Source organism: Pseudobutyrivibrio ruminis CF1b, assembly GCF_000424005.1.
Classification (GTDB): Bacteria; Bacillota; Clostridia; order Lachnospirales; family Lachnospiraceae; genus Pseudobutyrivibrio; species Pseudobutyrivibrio ruminis_C.
Window position 1 is genome coordinate 34,097 of the sequence record NZ_KE384121.1, and the last position, 18,535, is coordinate 52,631.

Below are 18,535 nucleotides of genomic sequence, written 5' to 3' on the forward strand. Positions count from 1 at the left end.
CTAAGAGCTTGTTTCTTACATGCTATTTCTAATTTATTTAACTAATCCAAAACCAAGTATTGTAAACTTGTTTCTTATGTCATCCTTATCTACTTCAACTCGTACGTGATGTTTAGCAGTTTCGTTTTCATCTATTACGATGAGTGGGTTGCAGTGGCACCAACGGTTTACATATGGGTCAAGGTCGCGGACAAATTTGCCATCTACGTATACCTTTGCTGTGGCTGCATCAACCTCGCCTGAATCCTTCATTACGATTACGAGAGCCTTGCACTCTACATCCATTTCGAATGGCTCACTGCTGCCCTTAGCACCATCGTACATCCAGTTGTATGGGAACTCTGGCGAAAGCTTTAAATCCATATCCATCTCAACCGACTGAAGAACATCATCCGTATATACGAATCCGCCAGGTTGTACACTGACAAGGTCTGTATTGTCTTTCTTATCCACAAGGATAACATCATCAAATGTATTTCCAATTGCTGGAGCCTCATCCAAGCGTGGATTGTACTCTGCTGGAGTCTCTCCTGCAATAGCCTTAGCCATAATGTTGATAAGGCAGTCTGCCATGATTGTATGTCCAAGGTTTGTAGGATGGAACATATCATAGAAGTACTGGTGCTTTGTAAGGATTCTCTTGTCTCTGTCATAGAACTGAGGAACAACAGCATCCTTCACGCTTGCCATTGGAAGGTCATATCTAAATCCTACAGGAGCAAGTCTGTCCTGAAGGTTGTAATCATCTGAGAATACTGAGAACATCAGCATTACTGCAGGCTGGCTTGGAAGCTTTAATGCGCGTCTTACAAGACTCTCAAAGCAGTTACCCTTTGTCTCGTCTCCCTCGTCGTTGACTGCAAATTCAACTACAAGAAGATCAGGCTCTACTGCGCCATCGCGAAGCACATCTCTGTCAAAGCGAATCATACCAAGCTCTGAAGGTGTTCCGCCTACGCCGGCCTTTACAAAATGAATGTTGTCACCGCCACCCATAAGCTTCTTGAAGCCAAGGAAGGATTTACGTGCATAGCATTCTTCGTTAATAGGTGTAGCACCTGCACCCTGTGTAATAGAGCCACCGATGTAGCAGATGTTTACATCCTCTCCTGCCTTTGCCTTGTTAACAACATCCATAAGACGCTTTGTGTTTCCAAGGTTTACTAAAGAACGGTCAATCATCTCCTTGTACTCTGGTGATGCAGTATCTACTGGCTTTTCCTCAAGCTGAGGTGGTGCCTCAAAACCATCATTTAAAAAGAATCTTACAGAGAGGAATGCCTTCTCCTCTGGTGCATCTGTGTGAACACGAATCTGCCCAGGAACATCATCATCCTCTGTCCAGTCAATGTCAGAAAGGTAGATTCTCTCCTCTTTTGAATTCGTATTTACGTTAGCAATAAGGTTGGCTCCGCCACCATATAAATCCTTCTTGCCGTACATCTGGAAAACAAACTCTGCCTGCTTATCCTTATCATCCATCTCCACAGAAACGCCTACAGAATGAACTAGCTTCTTAAAGCCGTCTACTGTCTCCATAAGCTTTAAGATGTGCTCATCAGTAACATTTCCTGTGAAGGTTGCGCTGCTGATAAGTCGTCCATCACTCTGATAAAGGAAAGAAACACCCTTACCTTCCTCATCAGACTGTGTGAATAATTCCTTATCCTTAATTATATAGAAATATGGGCGATTCTTTTCTGGGTCTGTTGGTGCCTTTGCAATTTGCATTTCCATTACATTATCCTCCTAATACTCTACTTCAGTTACTTCTCCCTTTAACACCACATCAAAAATATCTACTGGCTTTCCTGTAAGTTCTGCACTTCTCGCATCTGGCTGCTGGCCTCCGATAGATACCTTAAATGTACCTGGCTCAACCACACATCTGCCCTTCTCATCAATAAGTGCAAAATCGCGGGCTGAAAGCTCAAGGCTCACTTCCTTTGATTCCCCTGGAAGAAGCTCAACCTTTGCAATCTTTCTAAGCATGCAGTTGGCAACTCTTGTGGATGCTTCAACATCCTTCACATATACCTGAACAGTCTCGTGTGCCTCATAATCCCCTGCATTCTTAACTGTTACCTTAACTGTAAATTTATCTCCAATAGCACCCTCAGTCTTGTCGATGCCAGCATTTGAATACTGAATATCTGAATAGCTGAGACCATATCCAAATGGATAAAGTGGTGTGCCCTTGAAATATCTGTATGTACGTCCCTCCATTGAGTAGTCCTCGAATGGTGGTAAATCAGCATCTGACTTGTAGAAGGTAAGTGGAAGCTTTCCTGAAGGGCTGTCCTCGCCGAAAAGTACCTCAGCGATTGCGCGTCCGCCTCTTGCTCCTGGATACCAGCACTGGATTATCGCATTTACGTTATCGTTAGCCCAGCTAAGATCCATTGCAGAACCTGCTAAAACAAGAAGTACTACTGGCTTTCCAATAGCTGTAATCTTCTCTACAAGTTCCTGCTGCAAGCCTGGAAGCTTAAGTCCCTTCTTATCTCCACTACCGAACTCGTTTCCAGCATCGCCTTCCTCTCCTTCGATTGTAGAATCAAGACCCATTGCAAGTACTACAACATCTGAGTGCTCTGCTACAGCCATAGCCTCAGCAAATGTATCTCTTGCCTCAGAAAGCACGTGCATTCTGTCCTTCCAAAGTGGAGTTCCGTCTGAATGGAATACTCTCACATCATCTCCAACGTAACGCTGGATTCCTTCAAGTACTGTAATATATTCAGAAGAAATACCTTCGTAATTTCCTACAAGAGCGATTCTTGAATTTGAGTTTGGTCCAATGACACCGATTGTCTTGATAGCATCCTTCTTAAGTGGAAGAAGTCCATCGTTCTTGAGAAGTACCATAGAGCGCTTAGCTACTTCATTTGCAAGCTCCTTGTGTTCCTTACACTCTACCATCTCGTATGGGATGTCATCATATTTGCTGCCTCTCTCTGGAAGAGTTCCAAGGCGAAGGCGAAGCTCGATTAATCTTTCAACTGACTCTGTGATTGTCTCCTCAGAAACAAGGTCTGCCTTGTATGCATAGAGAAGCTTCTCATATACACAACCGCAGTTCAAATCGCAGCCGTTATTAACTGCAAGTGCTGCAGATTCCACTTCACATGTGGTTACCTTGTGATTCTCGTGGAAATCTCTGATTGCCCAGCAGTCTGAAACTACATGGCCTTCAAAGCCCCAGTCACCTCTTAAAATATCCTTCAACAATCTCTTGCTGCCGCAGGCTGGCTCGCCGTTTACTCTGTTGTAAGCACCCATAACAGCCTCTACCTTTGCATCCTTTACAAGCCGCTTGAAGGCATAGAGATATGTATCATATAAATCCTGGTCATTTACCTTCGCATCAAAATGATGTCTGTCTGCCTCAGGACCTGAGTGAACAGCAAAATGCTTTGCACACGCTGCAGACTTTGGATTATCTAAATCATCACCCTGAAGACCTCTTACGTAAGCCATGCCAAGCTGACCTGTAAGATATGGATCCTCACCGTATGTCTCATGGCCACGGCCCCATCTTGGGTCACGGAAGATATTTACGTTTGGAGCCCAGTAAGTAAGACCCTTGTATATATCTCTGTCGCCATGCTTTGAAAACTCATTATACTTTGCTCGTCCCTCTGTAGATGTTGCATCTGCCACCTTCTGAACAAGCTCCTCATCAAATGTGGCACCAAGGCCGATTGCCTGAGGGAAAACTGTGGCATCTCCAGCTCTTGCCACTCCGTGAAGTGCCTCGTTCCACCAGCAGTACTTTGGAATACCAAGTCTGTCGATGGCCTCTGCGTGGTGAAGCATCTGCGAACACTTCTCCTCTATTGTCATCTGCGATACTAATTCCTTAGCACGCTTCATTGTTTCCTGATTCAACTATCTCTTCCTCCTTGTTTAACATTTCTAACTGTTTATTGAATTCCCTACTTATGTAATAAAGTGTGACTGTGGTGCAAAGAAGCCAGATTGCCAGGCCCCATTCGATGTACCATGCACAGATTATGTAAGGTAAAAAAGTCACGATAAAAATCAAAACCATTCTTGGGAAATTTAGAAGTGCCATTACCATGGATGCCTTGAAAAGTTCCTTCAATGTCACTTTATATCTCGCCTCAAATGGGAACATGCAGTATGCAACTGACCAAACCACAAAGGAAAGCACACCAAGGACTGCCTTTAAGAGGATTGGCATAGATGCTGCTCTGCCATAGAGCACGTTGTACCAGTCAAATGCCAGCACAAGTCCCACCAGAAGAACTATCAGCCAGGCAACTGTTACCTGTGGAAAATTATCCTTAAAGGATTTGAAATAGCTCTTTGTAACACTTGGTTCCTCGCCACGAACTATTTTCATTGATGTATAAAATTTCGCAGTATGGGCTGCGCCTATAGTGATAATTGGAATTGAGCAAAGAACTGTAAGAAGATTAAGGATGATAAAATCTGTAACCTTGCTAAGAAACTCCATTACTTCGCTGTCTGGACTAAATATTTGCATAACATTACTTCCTCCGAATACTACTTTGAGTTGGTAACATTTTACAAAAAAATCCCCACCAGCATCTACTGACAAAGTTCAGATGTTAGTGGGGTAAATTTTAGTCTTATTTTTTTAGGACTGTTTTGCTATTAGTCGATAGATGTAGCTGAACCGAACTTAGCCTCAAACTTCTCAGTTCTCTCATCCATAATAGCCTGTCCGCCTGATGCAAGGTAATCCTCGATAGCGCTGTCCCAAACCTTATCAAAATCAGCTTCCTTAGCAGCAAGTGCTGTATCGTAAACAACGTCTCTCTTTGAGCCAAGTGCCTCGCCCATACCGTTTTCAGCAACGATTTCTGGAACCTTTACGTTCTTAGCAATCTTGTTGTCTGTAGCTGCAATATCAAGTGCTCTCTGAACATCCTCTGGATCGCAGCATGGATAGCTGTGAGCCATAGAGAGAAGTGTAAGGTCCTCATCACCAAGGTTAAGACCGTTACATGTAATTGTGTAATCAATGTTGTTACCTGAGTTCATGATTGGGTCGCCTGTTGCTGCGATGCACTCGATAGCGCCATCCTCAAGAACGTTGTGTGTAACACCCTCATCACCAATCTGTAAGTACTTGATGTGCTCTGGAGCTGAGATCCAGTCAAGGTAAAGAAGTGATGCAAGTGGCTCATCGTTTGTAGATGGGAAGAAGATCTTTCTGTCACCTGCTGTAGAGTCAACATACTTAAGGTGCTTGCCCTCTGAGTTCTCGAAGCAGTCAACTGCAACGTACTTAGCATCATCGCCTACGATTCTCTTAAGGTTAGCCTGGATTGAATCCTCACCACTTCTGAAAGGATAATCCCAGTTGTGCTGGAATGCACCAACATAACCAGCCTTCATCATATCATCCTCTGTAGAATCACCAGCTGTGTAAAGAGCGAAATCCTTCCAAAGGAGGCCTTCGTTGTACCACTTGTTAAGTGTCTTCATAGCTTCCTTTGTGCCCTTCTGTGTAAGCTTTCTGTCATCAAATCCGTTGATGTAGAATTCCTTATCTGTAATCTTTGGATCCATCTGTGACTCGATAAGAAGTGCTGCTCTCCAGCCTACATCGAATGAAACAGAGAATGGAACCATCTTATCTGCATCCTTGCCAAGAAGTTCCTTAGCATTGTCGCGGAATGCGCAGATGCAATCATAGAACTCAGCCTGTGTTGTAGGCTCTTCAAGACCAAGCTTATCTAACCAGTCTTTTCTCATGAATGTGTTGATACGTCTGTTGTTAGCACGCTTTCCTTCGATAGCCCAGAGTGTTCCATCTTCATCTGATAAATCCCAGTAGATGTTTGTATCGCCAAGCCAATCCTGAAGGTTTGTAAGCTCGCTGCCATACTGATCAAGCATTGGCTTCATATCAAGAACACCGCCCATGTTAGCGTATGTCTGAATTGTTGGATATGAGTATGTAAGGCAGATATCTGGAGCTCCGCCTGAAGCAAGAAGGTTGTTAATTTCTTCCGTCTCTGTCCAACGTGGAACTGCTACGAACTCAACTTCTACGTTGTGATCCTCAAGCATTCCCTTCTTGATGTACTCTGTGTACATGTTGTCTGTTGGGTCTGTACCGCCATCGTTTCCTCTGTCGTAAACCTCAACTGTGATGTGTTTTGTCTCAGCAAATTTTCCATCAACAAGCTCTGAAACGCCAGAACCTTCTTCGATGGAAGTAGTGCCTTCTTTTGTTGCATCTGAGCTGCTTGAACCACATGCTACCATGCTAAGACCCATAGTGCATGCAAGCACTAATGCTACGATTCTTCTTTTCATCGTAATCCTCCCAATAATGTTTTTAATTTATTTTTATTCCCTTAATAAGGGGTTAAACTGCAGTCAAGGAAACTGCAGTTTAATCTGCTTTCAGCAGACAGCAATTTTAAATGAATTACATTCATTCAAAATTACTGCCGTTTACGAAATGAGTTTTTTTGATAAAAACTCATTTCTACTCCTTAACTGCTCCAAGTGTTACACCATGAATGAAATACTTCTGCAAGAATGGGTAGATGCAAAGGATTGGAATCGTTGAGAACATAACGATTGCAGCCTTAAGTGACTCAGAAAGACCAGGTGTTGAGAAGCCTTCCTGTGTAGCTACCTCTACTGAATTCATGTTGTTCAAAATGTTGTAAAGCAGTAACTGAAGAGGATAGAAATCCTTGTTCTTCATATACATCAAAGCATCTGAGTATCCGTTCCATCTTCCTACTGCGTAGAACAGAGCAAGTGTTGCGATAACTGGCTTTGAAAGTGGTAAATAAATGCTCCAGAGAATTCTGAAGAATGATGCTCCATCGATTTCTGCTGACTCTCTAAGGGAATCTGGGATTCCGTAAAAGAAGCTTCGCATGATAATCATGTTGTAAACGCTTAAGCATCCTGGAACTATAAGTACAAGTGGGTTGTCCAAAAGGTTCAAGTCCTTCATAAGTAAGTAGTTTGGAATTGTTCCTGCGTTGAAGAACATTGTAATAGTAATGATAATGTTGAAAATTGAACGTCCCTTAAGTTTGTTGAAAATAAGTGGATAAGCGCAAAGCACTGTCATTGTCAGTGAAAGGAATGTACAAATCACTGTTAAAATTACGGTCCATACAAATGACTTAATGTACTTTGGATCTCCTAAAACTGTTGAATAAGCTGATAAGTTAATTCCCTTTGGAAGCAGATATACCTCTCTTTTTACAAGGAAGTCTGTTGCTGAAAGTGAACGTGCCAAAAGGTTGATCATTGGAATGATACAAATCAAACTGATAATTATGCAGATTGAAATGAAAATGATATCTCCCACCTTTGTCTTATCAGATCTAACCATGCGGGTTGTTTCTGTCTCGTCGTCTTTGTCTTTTCTCTTAGAACGTGCAAAGCCTTTTGTACTAAATTTTCCTGCTGTCATAACTAATTCTTTTGCCATACTTCACACCTCCTACCAAATACCGCGCTCGCCAAGCTTACGTGAAAGCCAGTTTGCGAAAAGGAGGAAGATAACTCCTACAACTGACTGGAACAAACCAACGGCTGTTGTAAGTGAGAACTGAAGGCCTTTGATACCGTTCTTGTAAACGAATGTTGAAATAACCTCTGCGTTCTGCATAACCAGGTTGTTCTGTAAAGCGAATGGTCTGTCGAATGCTGAACCTAAAATATTACCAAGTGCCATAATCAAAAGAACTACGATAGTGCTCTTGATTCCTGGAAGTGTGATGTGCCACATCTTGCGGAAGCGTCCTGCTCCATCAACTGAAGCGGCCTCGTAAAGCTCTGGTGAGATACCTGCAATAGCTGCGAGGTAGATGATTGAGTTCCATCCAAAGCTCTGCCAGATTCCAAGGAAGATGTAAGTTCCTACCCATTTGTGTGGATCATTCAAAAATGGAACTGCCTCTCCGCCAAGGTTTGTAATGAACATGTTTACAAGACCATTACTTGGAGCAAAAAGCTGAATTGCCAAACCATAGATGATAACCCATGAAAGGAAATGTGGCATGTAAGCAATTGTCTGTACTGTCTTCTTGAACCACTTAACATTAAGCTCGTTAAGGATTAATGCGAAAATGATTGGGATTGGGAAACCAATAACCAAATCTAAAAGGTTCAAGCCAACTGTATTTCTCAAAGCATTTAAGAAATCTCTGTTGTGAAAGGCCTGAATAAAATACTGGAAGCCATGATTGTCTGCCCATGGCATCTCTCCTACCTTTTGCACAATACTGTACTTCTTAAAGGCAATTAATACGTACTTCATTGGAACATACTTGAAAACCAAAAGATAAATCATTGGCAATAATAGTAAAACGTAAAGCTGCCAATATCTCTTAAAGTAGGCTTTCCAGTTAGTCTTCTCAGCTACCGCTGCTGCTGAGTTTTTCGCTGCAACAACTTTCATTTCTATCCTCCACTTCATAAATTTATAAAACTAGTATACAAGTATATTAGTACGTCAGAGGGGTGAAGTCCATATTAAAAAAACAACCAAAATGACTTTAACATTTTGGTTGTTTTACACGAATTTATTCTATTGTTGACTAATTCTTGCTAAGCTGTTTCGAAATATTGCGGGAAGGTCTTAATCAGCTCTTCCTGATCCAGTCTGTATCGATTCAAATGCTTCTCAACGATTTCCTTGGCCTTCTCCTTATCCTTTTCTTTAATAGCCTCAAGCATCAGTCTGTGGTCCCCTACAATCTTCTTATCCTTAACAGTAAGCATAGAAAGTGTACGGACTCTGTCGAAATGAATCATAATCATCTGACGCATATTATGAATGGTTTCTTTCTTGGCAGTTACATAAATCATTCTGTGGAATTCGTTGTCCAGCTCGAAAATCTTCTCTGTATTGTCCTTTTCAAGGTAGAATTCCTGCAGGGCCACGTTCTCCTCCAGCTGTTTGATATCCTCCTCTGTGGCCATATCACATGCCTCTTCGATTACGGCGATATCCAGCACCTTTCTAAGAAATACAGCCTCCTCCACATACTGGGAGTTGATAAGGGAAACATAGCTACCCCTCTGTGGGTAGATTTCGATAAGAGCTGCCTTATGTAATTCCTGGATTGACTCTCTTACTGGAGTACGGCTAACGCCTAAGAATGCTGATATTTCGTTTTCACTGATAGCCTGTCCCGGCTCCAAATCTGCTGACTTAATGTTCTCAGTGATTGCTCTAAGGGCATACTCCCTCGCAGTCTCTGAGCTCAACCTCTCGATTTTTTTCATAGTTCTCCTCATTTTAAGGTTAGAATGAAAGTTTGTTATTATTCTAACAAAAAGGATTCAACTTGTATACAAGTCAAACCCTTTTTGTTAAAACTGTTTAGTTTAAGTTCTTTTAAATTGTCACTTATTTTCTTTTGTAGATGGCAAAATACTTCTCAAGCCATGCTGCTGCAAGATCAATCCAAGCCTTTGCATCCTTATTTGTCTGAATGTCATATGCATCACGACATGATGTACTCTGGTCGCAAAGAGCCATTCCATGACCACCATCCTGAAAGATGTGGAGTTCAAAAGGAATGCCTGCTTCTGCAAGGGATGTAGCATAAATGGTAGAGTGAGCAACAGGCACCAGCTCATCCTTTGATGTTGACCAGATAAATGTTGGCGGAACATCCTCATCAACAAGACGTGCAGGACTCATATCAAGAAGCTTCTCCTGATCTTCCCAATCCTCCCCTAACATAAGACGGTTTGATACTGAGAAGAATTCGAATGCACCTTCGCTGTCCTTCTTTGTTGCCTCATACATGTAGATGTAATCTGTAAGTGGGTATCCTAAAATGCAGGCTGCTGGACGAAGAACCTCTTTATCTACTCCTACGAAATCAGTGATTACAGGCTTTGACCAGTGTGTTGAATACATGGCGCAGTTGTGTGCGCCTGCTGAGAATCCACAGATTGCAATTCTCTTGGCATCTACCTGCCACTCTCCTTTGTGCTCATTAATATAAGCAAATGCCAAACCAATTTCGCGCATTGGCTGTGGATGAAGTTTGTCAGGATTGATTGCCTGGTGTGCGAAATCTGTCTCCCAATAAGGCTTTGAACCATCATATGCAATTGAATATCTGAGAACAAATGCGTTGTAGCCCTGACGAAGGAATGCCATTGCAATAGGCTCGCCTTCACGATCACTGCAGCAAAGATATGCGCCGCCTGGGCAGATGAGAACTGCAGGACGCGCTTTGCCCTGAGTCATCTCTGGTGAATCATCTAAGATATAGGTGGTAAGAGTCACATCATCTCTACCCTCAATAAGCTTAATTACTTCGCTTTTCATAATAAAACCTCCCAATTTCTAGCGTTCTTAGAATACTATACTAGAATCTTGGGAGGTTGAAAACCGATTTATTTTAGTTTTTCACGGCTAAATTTTTACTTTTTATTCTTAACCTTCTTAACGTAGTCAACTACTTCAGCCTTAGTCGCCTTGTTAAGTTTTTCGAGCTTTTTAACTACCTCGTACTCTCCGGTACCCTTGCTGGCGATGACAAAATCAACATCTCCGGCACCCTTTCCAGGAATAGTATCCTGTAGGATATCGAATGGTGAAACATCAAGTACATCGCAGATAGCCATAATCTTTTCAGCAGATGGATTAGTCTTTTTTCTCTTCCAATCGCTGATTGTGCTCTGGGCAATTCCTGTACCAGCAGAAAACTCAAGTTGAGTCATGCCCTTTTCTTCCATAATTTTGAAAATTCTTTCGCTAATTATCATCTCTCGGCCCTCCCACCACATTAATCGATATCGTTTATACGATAATTATACTCTATTACAATAATACTCACAATAAGATTTCTGTTAATTTTGTCCATTGTGATGTAATTGTTTTTGCGTATACATTAAATTATCTATATTATCTGCAAACTCCTCTCTGCTCATATTGGTACTATAATTGTAAATTGCATATCCACAGCTCAAATCAACATCTGGGTGCCATTTACGTTTATCCCTTACATTTGCCAGCTTTTCTCTGGTCTGCAGAATCAGCTCATCAAGTTCGATGGCTGAAACATTATCGGTAATTACACAGAACTCGTCGCCACCAAATCTTCCAATGGAAGCTTCTCGACCAAATAAATCCGACAATATATCTGCAGTAATTTTTATAGCTTTATCGCCCTCATCATGACCATAGGTATCATTTATCGTTTTGAAATTATCTATATCCATCATGATTGCTGCGAAATTTTTTTTGCTCTGCTGGCTTGTCTTGATTTTTTCCTCCATCTTAATATCAAGACCACGTCGATTCAAAACACCTGTAAGATAATCAACGTTTACGTCATTACTTTGGAAGAAGAAAAACAGGATTAAACAACCAAGGGAAATACCTGCGTAAGTGGAATCGATGCTGGCCAAAAAGACCTGACACAAAGCTCCGATAAGAGCAAATATAGGAAGAAACAGAATCATGTTCTTATATTCACTCATAAAATCATTTCTAAAAACAACGGTATATACCAGAAGAAGAATGATAAAGACCATGACAAGAACAGCTCTTATCATAAAGAACTGGCCACGGTAATACAGGCCATCTTCAAAGTAGAAAAACCACCCCAGTTGTAATACTGAAGACATGGTAACAAGGACAACATTTATAATGGAAAATGCCTGGAATGCAGTTCTAAAGCTGGTTCTGGCATTGCTGCTTTCCTTGTCCATCCAACAGTCCACGTAGTTCACCGCAAACAAAATATCCACTGGATCTAATATGAAAATAATGAAATAGCCTATTCGTGCCAGAATCAAAAGGGAATCTGGATTGTTCTCGCCTATTCTACCTATGGACTCTGAAAATAATAAAACGAGCGTACAAATAAGAATTGCAGAGTATTTTCTACCTTTCTGCAACCTAGAGGTTTTGTTCTGAAAAATCAAAAGAAGAATCAGAAGGAACGATGTGAAAAAATTTAGTATCACCCAACCAGGTACTTCTATCATTTTTGCCCTCTCATTGGTATAGTACTGCTAGTTTCCCATTATTTCCTTCTGATTTTAACACCATAATTTTATAAAATTGTGACTTATTTAAGGATAATATCGTAATTTACTTCGAAAGTCTCGCCAGCTAATAACGTATTTCCGTATTCTCTTTCTTCAAGCTTCTGGTTAAAGCCTACTCTATCGCAACGGCCGTACCATGGCTCGATGCATACGAATGGTGCATGCTTTCCAACTGGTGACCATACGCCAAAGAGTGGCGCTGTGAAAGCAACTGTAAGAACGTCTTTACCTGCTGGATCCACAAGTGTTACTGCATCTGACTGCTGATCCTCGATGATGAGAGCATCTCTGCTGAAGAGCTCATCTGTCATTTTAAGGATGCCGTTATCAAGCTTGAAAGTGCTCTGGTCATTGCCGAGACATCCGCTGCCATCACCTGCAATTATGTTTGCAGTGATTTCTGAATTCGTATTTCCGTTTTTTTCAAATCTTAATGTGTATGTATCAAGGTCACAGTTGAATGCTGGGTGGCCACCGATTGAGAAATACATTGTTTCCTGACCAGGATTTTCTACCTTCCATCCCACCTTAACTGTTGCATCTGTGATTTTGTAGCTAAGTGTAAGGATAAAATCGAATGGATACTTAATTTTGCTGGCTTCTGAGTCCTTTAACTGGAATTCAAGCTCATCAGTTGATTCTTTTGCCAACTCAAAATCCATGTCTCTTGCAAAGCCATGCTGACCCATTTCATATGTCTTTCCAGCATATACTGACTTCTTATCGTAGTAATTTCCAACTAATGGGAAAAGCACTGGTGATGTACGTCCCCAAAAAGCGCTGTCAGCCTGCCACATCATCTCAGTGTTATCTGACTTTCTGATAAGTGATTTGATTTCAGCTCCATGGTCTGAAACTGTAAGTTTAATTTTGTCGTTCTCGATTGTGTAGTTCATTATTCTGTCCTTTCTTTATGAATCACAGGGATTATCCCGCATGTGATACTCTTTGTCCTCATCTATCATTTTAAGCATAATATCTGCAAACTTCGGATCGAACTGGCTTCCTTTGCCCTTTTCTATCTCGCTTCGGACCACTTCCTGAGGAAGGGCTCCTCTGTAGCTTCGGTTGCTGGTCATGGCATCGTAGGCATCTGCCACAGCGATAATTCTGGCTTCCTCTGGAATGTCATCACCTGACAACCCTTGTGGATATCCCTTGCCATCATATCTTTCATGATGCCATTTTGCACCTGCTGCAAGCTCTGGCATTTCCTGAATATTGCCAAGAATCTTTCCACCAATTGAAGGGTGCTTTTTTATTCGGGCAAACTCTTCATCTACAAGCCTTCCCGGCTTATTTATTACCTCATCAGGAACTCCGATTTTACCTACATCATGAAGGAGTCCCATCATGAAAATTTTCTCCTGCCTTTTCTCGTCATAGCCATATTTTTTTGCTATTTCTTTTGAATAAATCGCCACTCTTCCGGAATGACCATTTGTGTAATTGTCTTTTGCATCGATGGCATCTGCCAGACTCTCCACGACGTGGATAAAGAGATTCTCATTTTCTCTGGTCTTCTCATATACCATGCTTTCCAGGTCTCTCTGAAGTCTTACCAGCTCCACCGCATGCTTCACCCTGAGCACCAGCACACTTGCCACAAATGGCTTTCTGATAAAGTCCATTGCACCAAGGGAAAGCCCCTTTGTCTCGGCATCCTCATCCTCGTTGGCAGTTAAAAATATTACCGGCACGTCTTTCCATCCAGAATCGCTCTTTTTCAGCTCCTTTATTACTTCAAACCCGTCCATTTCCGGCATACTGATATCCATCAGGATGAGGTCTGGCTCCGGGTTGTCTTTAGTATGTTCCAAAAGAGCTTTTCCGGATTTGAGCGCAACCACCTTAAGCCCAGCACCTGTAAGGGTATTCCAGGCTCCTTTAAGAATTATAGGGTCGTCGTCAACAACTATAATCTGTGGAATCATTTTCACCTCCAGAAGGGCAATTCCTTTATCAAATGATATCGTAAAACCGTTTATGCATCAACTTCATAGTGGTATACTCAGGACATGGAGGGATTTTACGATGAACATTAATATTCCTGGTATCGAAGTAGAAATGGCTATCAAAAACACTGGTTCTGAGGCTCTTTTCACAGAGCTTCTTGGTGATGTCTACAAGCTCATGGATGAAAAAATAAATCTTGTAGAATCCTACCTGGCTGACAAGGATATTCAAAACTACACCGTTCAGGTTCACTCTCTCAAGACCACCTGCCGCATGATTGGCGCCATGGATCTCGGTGAGGAATTCTTTAACCTTGAAAAACTTGGTAAAGAAAATGATTTGGCTCAAATTGAAGCGCTCACACCAGGCGTGTTGGACTCCTTGCGGACATTTAAACCTTACCTAGAACCGTTTGCCTCAATGGATAATACAGGCGAAAAAATCGATTTTGATTCAACCGCGTTTTCAGTTATCCTAAATAAGCTCATTGCGGCAATAGATGACTTTAATCTTGGTGTCGCCGAAGAAGCCACCAAACAGCTCTTTTCTTATGATTGTGATGAAGAGCTTTCTGGTAAGCTTGACGATTTGGATAAGCTGGTTTCTAATATCGATTATGACGAGGCAAAGGCTCTTGCAAAGCAGATTCTGGATAGTCTATAGGCTAATTTATTTCAGCTCTAAAGTTCCGTAAGCTGCTACTGCTTCATCCACTGTCATTTCTCCATTAACAACTGCGTATGCTGCTGCCCTGAACTGTTTTACAGCTGTATCCAGAATTTCTGTATCTCTAAAACTAATCGTTCTTTCCGCTGGAAAATCTGAAAGTGAAGCATACACCTCGTCCAAAGAATAATCCTGAGTAGGTGTTATCAGTCTCTTTTCCTGGGCCATAAGGTCAAGTTCCTTTTCACTTGTAAGGAATCTGATAAATTCATTTGTCATGTCGATGTTGGCTCCGTTTTTATTTACACAGAATAACAGCGACATTGAATCCATATAATAACCCCCATCATCACCGGAAGGAGCTACATAAAAGTCATACTTAAAAGGATTTACCTCGAATGCTTCTGATTTACTCTCACGCTTTTTTGTTCCAGAGACAACATCTCCAGAGCAGAGCATCATAGGCACATCTCCTTCAAAGAATCTCAGAATTACTGCATTGTAATCATCTTCAATTTCAGCAGCACATTTATTTACATCTATATAGCCCGAATCTATCAGCTCCGCTAATCTTGTTAGAGCTGCTCGCATAGTTTCTCCACAAGAAGGCTCAAGATTATTTAAATCGTCCTCAATGCTTCTGTCATCCTTTACAGCTTTTGCAAACATTGGGTATGCAAAGGCATAGCCTATTCCTGGCGTGGTTGAGGTATTGGCACCCATAATAGGTGATTCATAGCCTGCTGCCTTAAGTTTTTCGCAGGTATCCTTTAATTGGCCAAATGTGGTTGGAACCTGAAGCCCTTCCTTTTCAAAGATATCCATATTCACAAGCATTCCGTAGGATGTGGCAAATATTGGAAGGGTTTTGATTTCACCATTATTCATTTCCCATCTTAAGTCTGTTCGGATACAATCCAAGTCGATTTCAAGTTCTGGTGTTGAAAGAACCTCTGCGCTCTCGAATAGGCAATCATAACGCTCATCACCGTACATCCATGGCTGAACTACGTATATATCAGGCTGCTCCTCTCCTACAATGGCCTGCCTGATGGTGTTACTGTAGTCATCAAGATATGTGTACTGGATTTCCCCCTCTGGGTAATGACTGTAGAATCGCTCAAAGGCACTTTCTAAAGATTCAAAATTGGAGTAGGTTCCGGCCACAGACAGCTTATACTCTGTATCTGAAGGTAATTTGGGAGAAAACTCTTTGCTGGCCTTATCCTGGTTTTCATCCTGACTTTGCTCCTGAGCCTGGGTGTCGTTATTGTTCTCATTTTGACTTTGACTCTGAGACTGGCCGCAACCTGCCATGGCAAGTATCAATGTTGTTATTAATGTTGTGGATAGGATTTTATTAATGCTTTTATTCATGTTCTCTCCTTTCAGTATCAATAGCCTCTTGCTTCTGTAAATAAGCTAAAGCCTGCTCTTCTGTTTTAACTACTGCCACATTGTATCGGCCCGACAGCCGTGCCCTGATTCTCTTTAAAAATCCCACATCTTCACTCACTATGAGGATGCTTTGAATGTTCTCAGCTTTAGATTTTTCTTCGTTTGAGGCAACTTTTTTGTCGTTTTCTGTCTTGGTTTCTGTTGCTTGGGTTGCATCAGGCTGTTCCAGAAGGTCCTCTGGCAGATATGAAAGCAACATACTTTCCAGTCTGTTTGTATCAATTGGCTTTGTCAGATAATCGTCAAAGCCAGCATTTATATAGGTTTCACGCATGCCTGAAACAGCATTTGCGGTAAGACAGATTACAGGGGTTTTCTGATTTGGAGTATCCGCACACTCTTTCATTTCCTTTATGGTTTCGATACCATCTTTATCCGGCATCATATGATCCAGGAAAACCACATCGTAGAAATTCCGTTTGAAAAGGGCTATACAGGCATCACCACTATCTGCCGTATCAATCTGCATTTTCGTTTCACTTAGAAGACTTACAAATACCTTAAGGTTAATCTCGTTATCGTCCACCACAAGTATTCGTGCTCTAGGTGCCACAAACTGTACCTGATAAGCCTTTCTTTCGCTGAGGAAGTGTTTGTAGGCCAAATCAAATTCTCCAAGTGGCTCCCATTCCACTACCTTTTGTTTTAGGGCGAAAGAAAACTCGGAACCTGTGCCATATTCGCTTTCCACCTGAATTCTGCTGCCCATCATATTAAGAAAGCTCTGGGCTATAGCCATTCCCAGGCCAGTGCCTTCAATGTTTCGATTTTTCTTTTCCTCAATTCTCTCAAAGGCAGCAAATAGTTTGTCCAAATCTTCCTTCTTAATACCTATTCCAGTATCCTTCACACTGACATGAAGAAGTATGTGGTCTGGTTCATCTTGGCATTTACTGCTAGATACAGAGAAAATAACTCTTCCTTCATTTGTGTATTTAACAGCATTTGAAAGGATATTTGTGATTACCTGCTTTATTCTGATTTCATCACCGTGGAGGAGCCTTGGAATATCCTTATCCACATTAAGTTCGAAGCTAAGCCCCTTTTCCTCTGCCCTTCGCTGGACCATGTTTACAAGATCATTTAAAAGAGAAGCAATGTTGTAGTCCACATTTATGATTTCCATCCTTCCAGCTTCTATCTTTGAGAAGTCAAGGATGTCATTGATGATTCCAAGAAGGGTATTTCCGGCAGCCCTTATGTTTTCTGAGTAGCCTATGACTTTCTCATCTTCACTATCTCGCAAAATCATTTCATTCATGCCGATTATGGCATTCATAGGGGTTCTGATGTCATGGGACATGGTGGACAGGAAATAGGATTTTGCTTCATTTGCCTGATTTGCAGCCTCTGCCGCAACTGACAGCTTTCGGTTATAGTTCAAAAGCACTCCCATATTGAAATGTAGAAGAACCACCAGTCCAAAGGAGACGATTCCCAAAAGAATCCAGTCAATGGACCTGTTGACCGTCAGCTCCTTGGCTGGAATGTATGCTACAAGGAACCAGGAATCAAGGCCAGTCAGTGGAGAGTATGCTATGACACTATCCTCATTTTTAGAGTTGCGGATGTGCATAGAGCCAATGCTGGTGCGAATAGTGTCCACTACATTGTTATATTCCTGAGTGGTCATCGGATTGTAGGATTTAAAATATTCAAAAAAGTTGCTGTTTTTCAGGGATTTTCCGTGGATCATGTAGTCGCCATCCCAGTCAATAAGGGATATTTCCACCTTTTCATATTCCCCCTTCAGAAAGACCAGTTTCTGTTCCAAACGGCTTACAGGAACCACGCGAATAATAAGGCCTTGCCTCATCTCACCGGTTTCATCATCCAACACTTTTACATTGTTTAAAAAAGCGATGGACTGCACGCCGTTTAAAGGGTTGGTATATGCCCTTGTCAGGTTTACCACACCATTCACGTTACTGATTTCAAGATTGTCAAAAATATTAATGTTGGTGTATCTCACAGAGTAATCCGACGGATCTGTTGATTTGGCGGAGGTAGATATGCCCGTCATAGAACCGTCATCAATATAGATAAGATGTCCCGAAATTTCGGGAGAAATTTTTGCTTTTCGAATATAAGAAATGGCCTCCTCAATGGTCATAGGAGTCCCTGCCTCCGCAGACCTATTGATATAATTTGACCAAATATCACACAGATGCTGCTCATCCTCCAGATAGTTGGCGATGATTTGCTCTGTGGTTGTTGTCATTTTCTCAAAAGACGCAATTGAAGCACGGTTTGACTCTTCTGCCCTGTCGTTGGCATACTTCAGGATTATGAAAAGAATCAAACCCACTATCAATATATTTATGATGAAAATATATCGTTTCTTCAATCTGCGTCCCCTGTAAAAACTAAAAAGTTATACACAATAACACAGATTAAGTGT

Annotated in this window: 15 protein-coding genes; 1 reads left to right on the plus strand and 14 read right to left on the minus strand. The window is 41.6% G+C overall.

Translation table 11 applies throughout. The annotated features are described in order from the left end of the window. Positions 1-33: 33 nt before the first annotated feature. The 12 genes from G592_RS0114390 to G592_RS0114445 form a co-directional block, all read right to left on the minus strand. On the minus strand, positions 34-1,737 hold the full coding sequence (locus G592_RS0114390) for an SGNH/GDSL hydrolase family protein (RefSeq protein WP_242830182.1): 1,704 nt from the start codon (positions 1,735-1,737) through the stop codon (positions 34-36). Between the two features lie 12 nt (positions 1,738-1,749). After that, a complete protein-coding gene (locus G592_RS0114395) occupies positions 1,750-3,891 on the minus strand; it encodes a glycoside hydrolase family 3 protein (RefSeq protein ID WP_028248422.1) in 2,142 nt (713 codons plus the stop codon). Further along, the gene (locus tag G592_RS0114400; RefSeq protein WP_028248423.1) at positions 3,863-4,513 is read right to left on the minus strand and encodes a YesL family protein; all 651 of its coding nucleotides are present in this window, start codon (positions 4,511-4,513) and stop codon (positions 3,863-3,865) included. The genes G592_RS0114395 and G592_RS0114400 overlap by 29 nt, the downstream gene beginning before the upstream one ends. A gap of 131 nt (positions 4,514-4,644) precedes the next feature. Continuing rightward, complete coding sequence (locus G592_RS0114405) at positions 4,645-6,318, minus strand: extracellular solute-binding protein (protein ID WP_028248424.1); 1,674 nt, start codon at positions 6,316-6,318, stop codon at positions 4,645-4,647. Between the two features lie 175 nt (positions 6,319-6,493). Then, the gene (locus G592_RS0114410; protein WP_242830183.1) at positions 6,494-7,462 is read right to left on the minus strand and encodes a carbohydrate ABC transporter permease; all 969 of its coding nucleotides are present in this window, start codon (positions 7,460-7,462) and stop codon (positions 6,494-6,496) included. Between the two features lie 12 nt (positions 7,463-7,474). Further along, positions 7,475-8,434, minus strand: coding sequence for an ABC transporter permease (locus G592_RS0114415; RefSeq protein WP_028248426.1), 960 nt, complete (start codon positions 8,432-8,434; stop codon positions 7,475-7,477). A 149-nt stretch (positions 8,435-8,583) separates the two neighbouring features. Further along, positions 8,584-9,264, minus strand: coding sequence for a GntR family transcriptional regulator (locus tag G592_RS0114420; protein ID WP_028248427.1), 681 nt, complete (start codon positions 9,262-9,264; stop codon positions 8,584-8,586). 124 nt (positions 9,265-9,388) lie between these two features. Further along, positions 9,389-10,324 (minus strand): alpha/beta hydrolase, encoded by a 936-nt coding sequence (locus G592_RS0114425; protein ID WP_028248428.1) that lies wholly within the window; start codon positions 10,322-10,324, stop codon positions 9,389-9,391. A gap of 95 nt (positions 10,325-10,419) precedes the next feature. Further along, on the minus strand, positions 10,420-10,764 hold the full coding sequence (locus tag G592_RS0114430) for a helix-turn-helix domain-containing protein (RefSeq protein WP_028248429.1): 345 nt from the start codon (positions 10,762-10,764) through the stop codon (positions 10,420-10,422). A gap of 84 nt (positions 10,765-10,848) precedes the next feature. Then, complete coding sequence (locus tag G592_RS17985) at positions 10,849-11,991, minus strand: GGDEF domain-containing protein (RefSeq protein WP_028248430.1); 1,143 nt, start codon at positions 11,989-11,991, stop codon at positions 10,849-10,851. A gap of 83 nt (positions 11,992-12,074) precedes the next feature. After that, on the minus strand, positions 12,075-12,950 hold the full coding sequence (locus tag G592_RS0114440; protein WP_028248431.1) for an aldose 1-epimerase family protein: 876 nt from the start codon (positions 12,948-12,950) through the stop codon (positions 12,075-12,077). A gap of 15 nt (positions 12,951-12,965) precedes the next feature. Further along, complete coding sequence (locus tag G592_RS0114445; RefSeq protein ID WP_028248432.1) at positions 12,966-13,988, minus strand: HD-GYP domain-containing protein; 1,023 nt, start codon at positions 13,986-13,988, stop codon at positions 12,966-12,968. A gap of 100 nt (positions 13,989-14,088) precedes the next feature. On the opposite strand from G592_RS0114445, the gene G592_RS0114450 reads away from it, so the two are divergent. Next, positions 14,089-14,673 (plus strand): Hpt domain-containing protein, encoded by a 585-nt coding sequence (locus G592_RS0114450; RefSeq protein WP_028248433.1) that lies wholly within the window; start codon positions 14,089-14,091, stop codon positions 14,671-14,673. Positions 14,674-14,679: 6 nt separating this feature from the next. Here G592_RS0114450 and G592_RS0114455 read toward each other — a convergent pair whose 3' ends face one another. Then, positions 14,680-16,053, minus strand: coding sequence for an ABC transporter substrate-binding protein (locus tag G592_RS0114455; protein ID WP_028248434.1), 1,374 nt, complete (start codon positions 16,051-16,053; stop codon positions 14,680-14,682). Continuing rightward, positions 16,046-18,481, minus strand: a complete 2,436-nt coding sequence (locus G592_RS17230) for a response regulator (protein ID WP_051194951.1) — start codon at positions 18,479-18,481, stop codon at positions 16,046-16,048. Before G592_RS17230 ends, G592_RS0114455 begins: the two co-directional genes overlap by 8 nt. Positions 18,482-18,535: the final 54 nt, after the last annotated feature.

What these genes read in the sequence shown, in the direction of transcription:
- G592_RS0114390 (WP_242830182.1), bottom strand. Translation starts at nt 1,737, where the DNA reads ATGGAAATGCAAATTGCAAAGGCACCAACAGACCCAGAAAAGAATCGC.
- G592_RS0114400 (WP_028248423.1), bottom strand. Translation starts at nt 4,513, where the DNA reads ATGCAAATATTTAGTCCAGACAGCGAAGTAATGGAGTTTCTTAGCAAG.
- G592_RS0114405 (WP_028248424.1), bottom strand. Translation starts at nt 6,318, where the DNA reads ATGAAAAGAAGAATCGTAGCATTAGTGCTTGCATGCACTATGGGTCTT.
- G592_RS0114410 (WP_242830183.1), bottom strand. Translation starts at nt 7,462, where the DNA reads ATGGCAAAAGAATTAGTTATGACAGCAGGAAAATTTAGTACAAAAGGC.
- G592_RS0114415 (WP_028248426.1), bottom strand. Translation starts at nt 8,434, where the DNA reads ATGAAAGTTGTTGCAGCGAAAAACTCAGCAGCAGCGGTAGCTGAGAAG.
- G592_RS0114420 (WP_028248427.1), bottom strand. Translation starts at nt 9,264, where the DNA reads ATGAAAAAAATCGAGAGGTTGAGCTCAGAGACTGCGAGGGAGTATGCC.
- G592_RS0114425 (WP_028248428.1), bottom strand. Translation starts at nt 10,324, where the DNA reads ATGAAAAGCGAAGTAATTAAGCTTATTGAGGGTAGAGATGATGTGACT.
- G592_RS0114430 (WP_028248429.1), bottom strand. Translation starts at nt 10,764, where the DNA reads ATGATAATTAGCGAAAGAATTTTCAAAATTATGGAAGAAAAGGGCATG.
- G592_RS17985 (WP_028248430.1), bottom strand. Translation starts at nt 11,991, where the DNA reads ATGATAGAAGTACCTGGTTGGGTGATACTAAATTTTTTCACATCGTTC.
- G592_RS0114440 (WP_028248431.1), bottom strand. Translation starts at nt 12,950, where the DNA reads ATGAACTACACAATCGAGAACGACAAAATTAAACTTACAGTTTCAGAC.
- G592_RS0114445 (WP_028248432.1), bottom strand. Translation starts at nt 13,988, where the DNA reads ATGATTCCACAGATTATAGTTGTTGACGACGACCCTATAATTCTTAAA.
- G592_RS0114450 (WP_028248433.1), top strand. Translation starts at nt 14,089, where the DNA reads ATGAACATTAATATTCCTGGTATCGAAGTAGAAATGGCTATCAAAAAC.
- G592_RS0114455 (WP_028248434.1), bottom strand. Translation starts at nt 16,053, where the DNA reads ATGAATAAAAGCATTAATAAAATCCTATCCACAACATTAATAACAACA.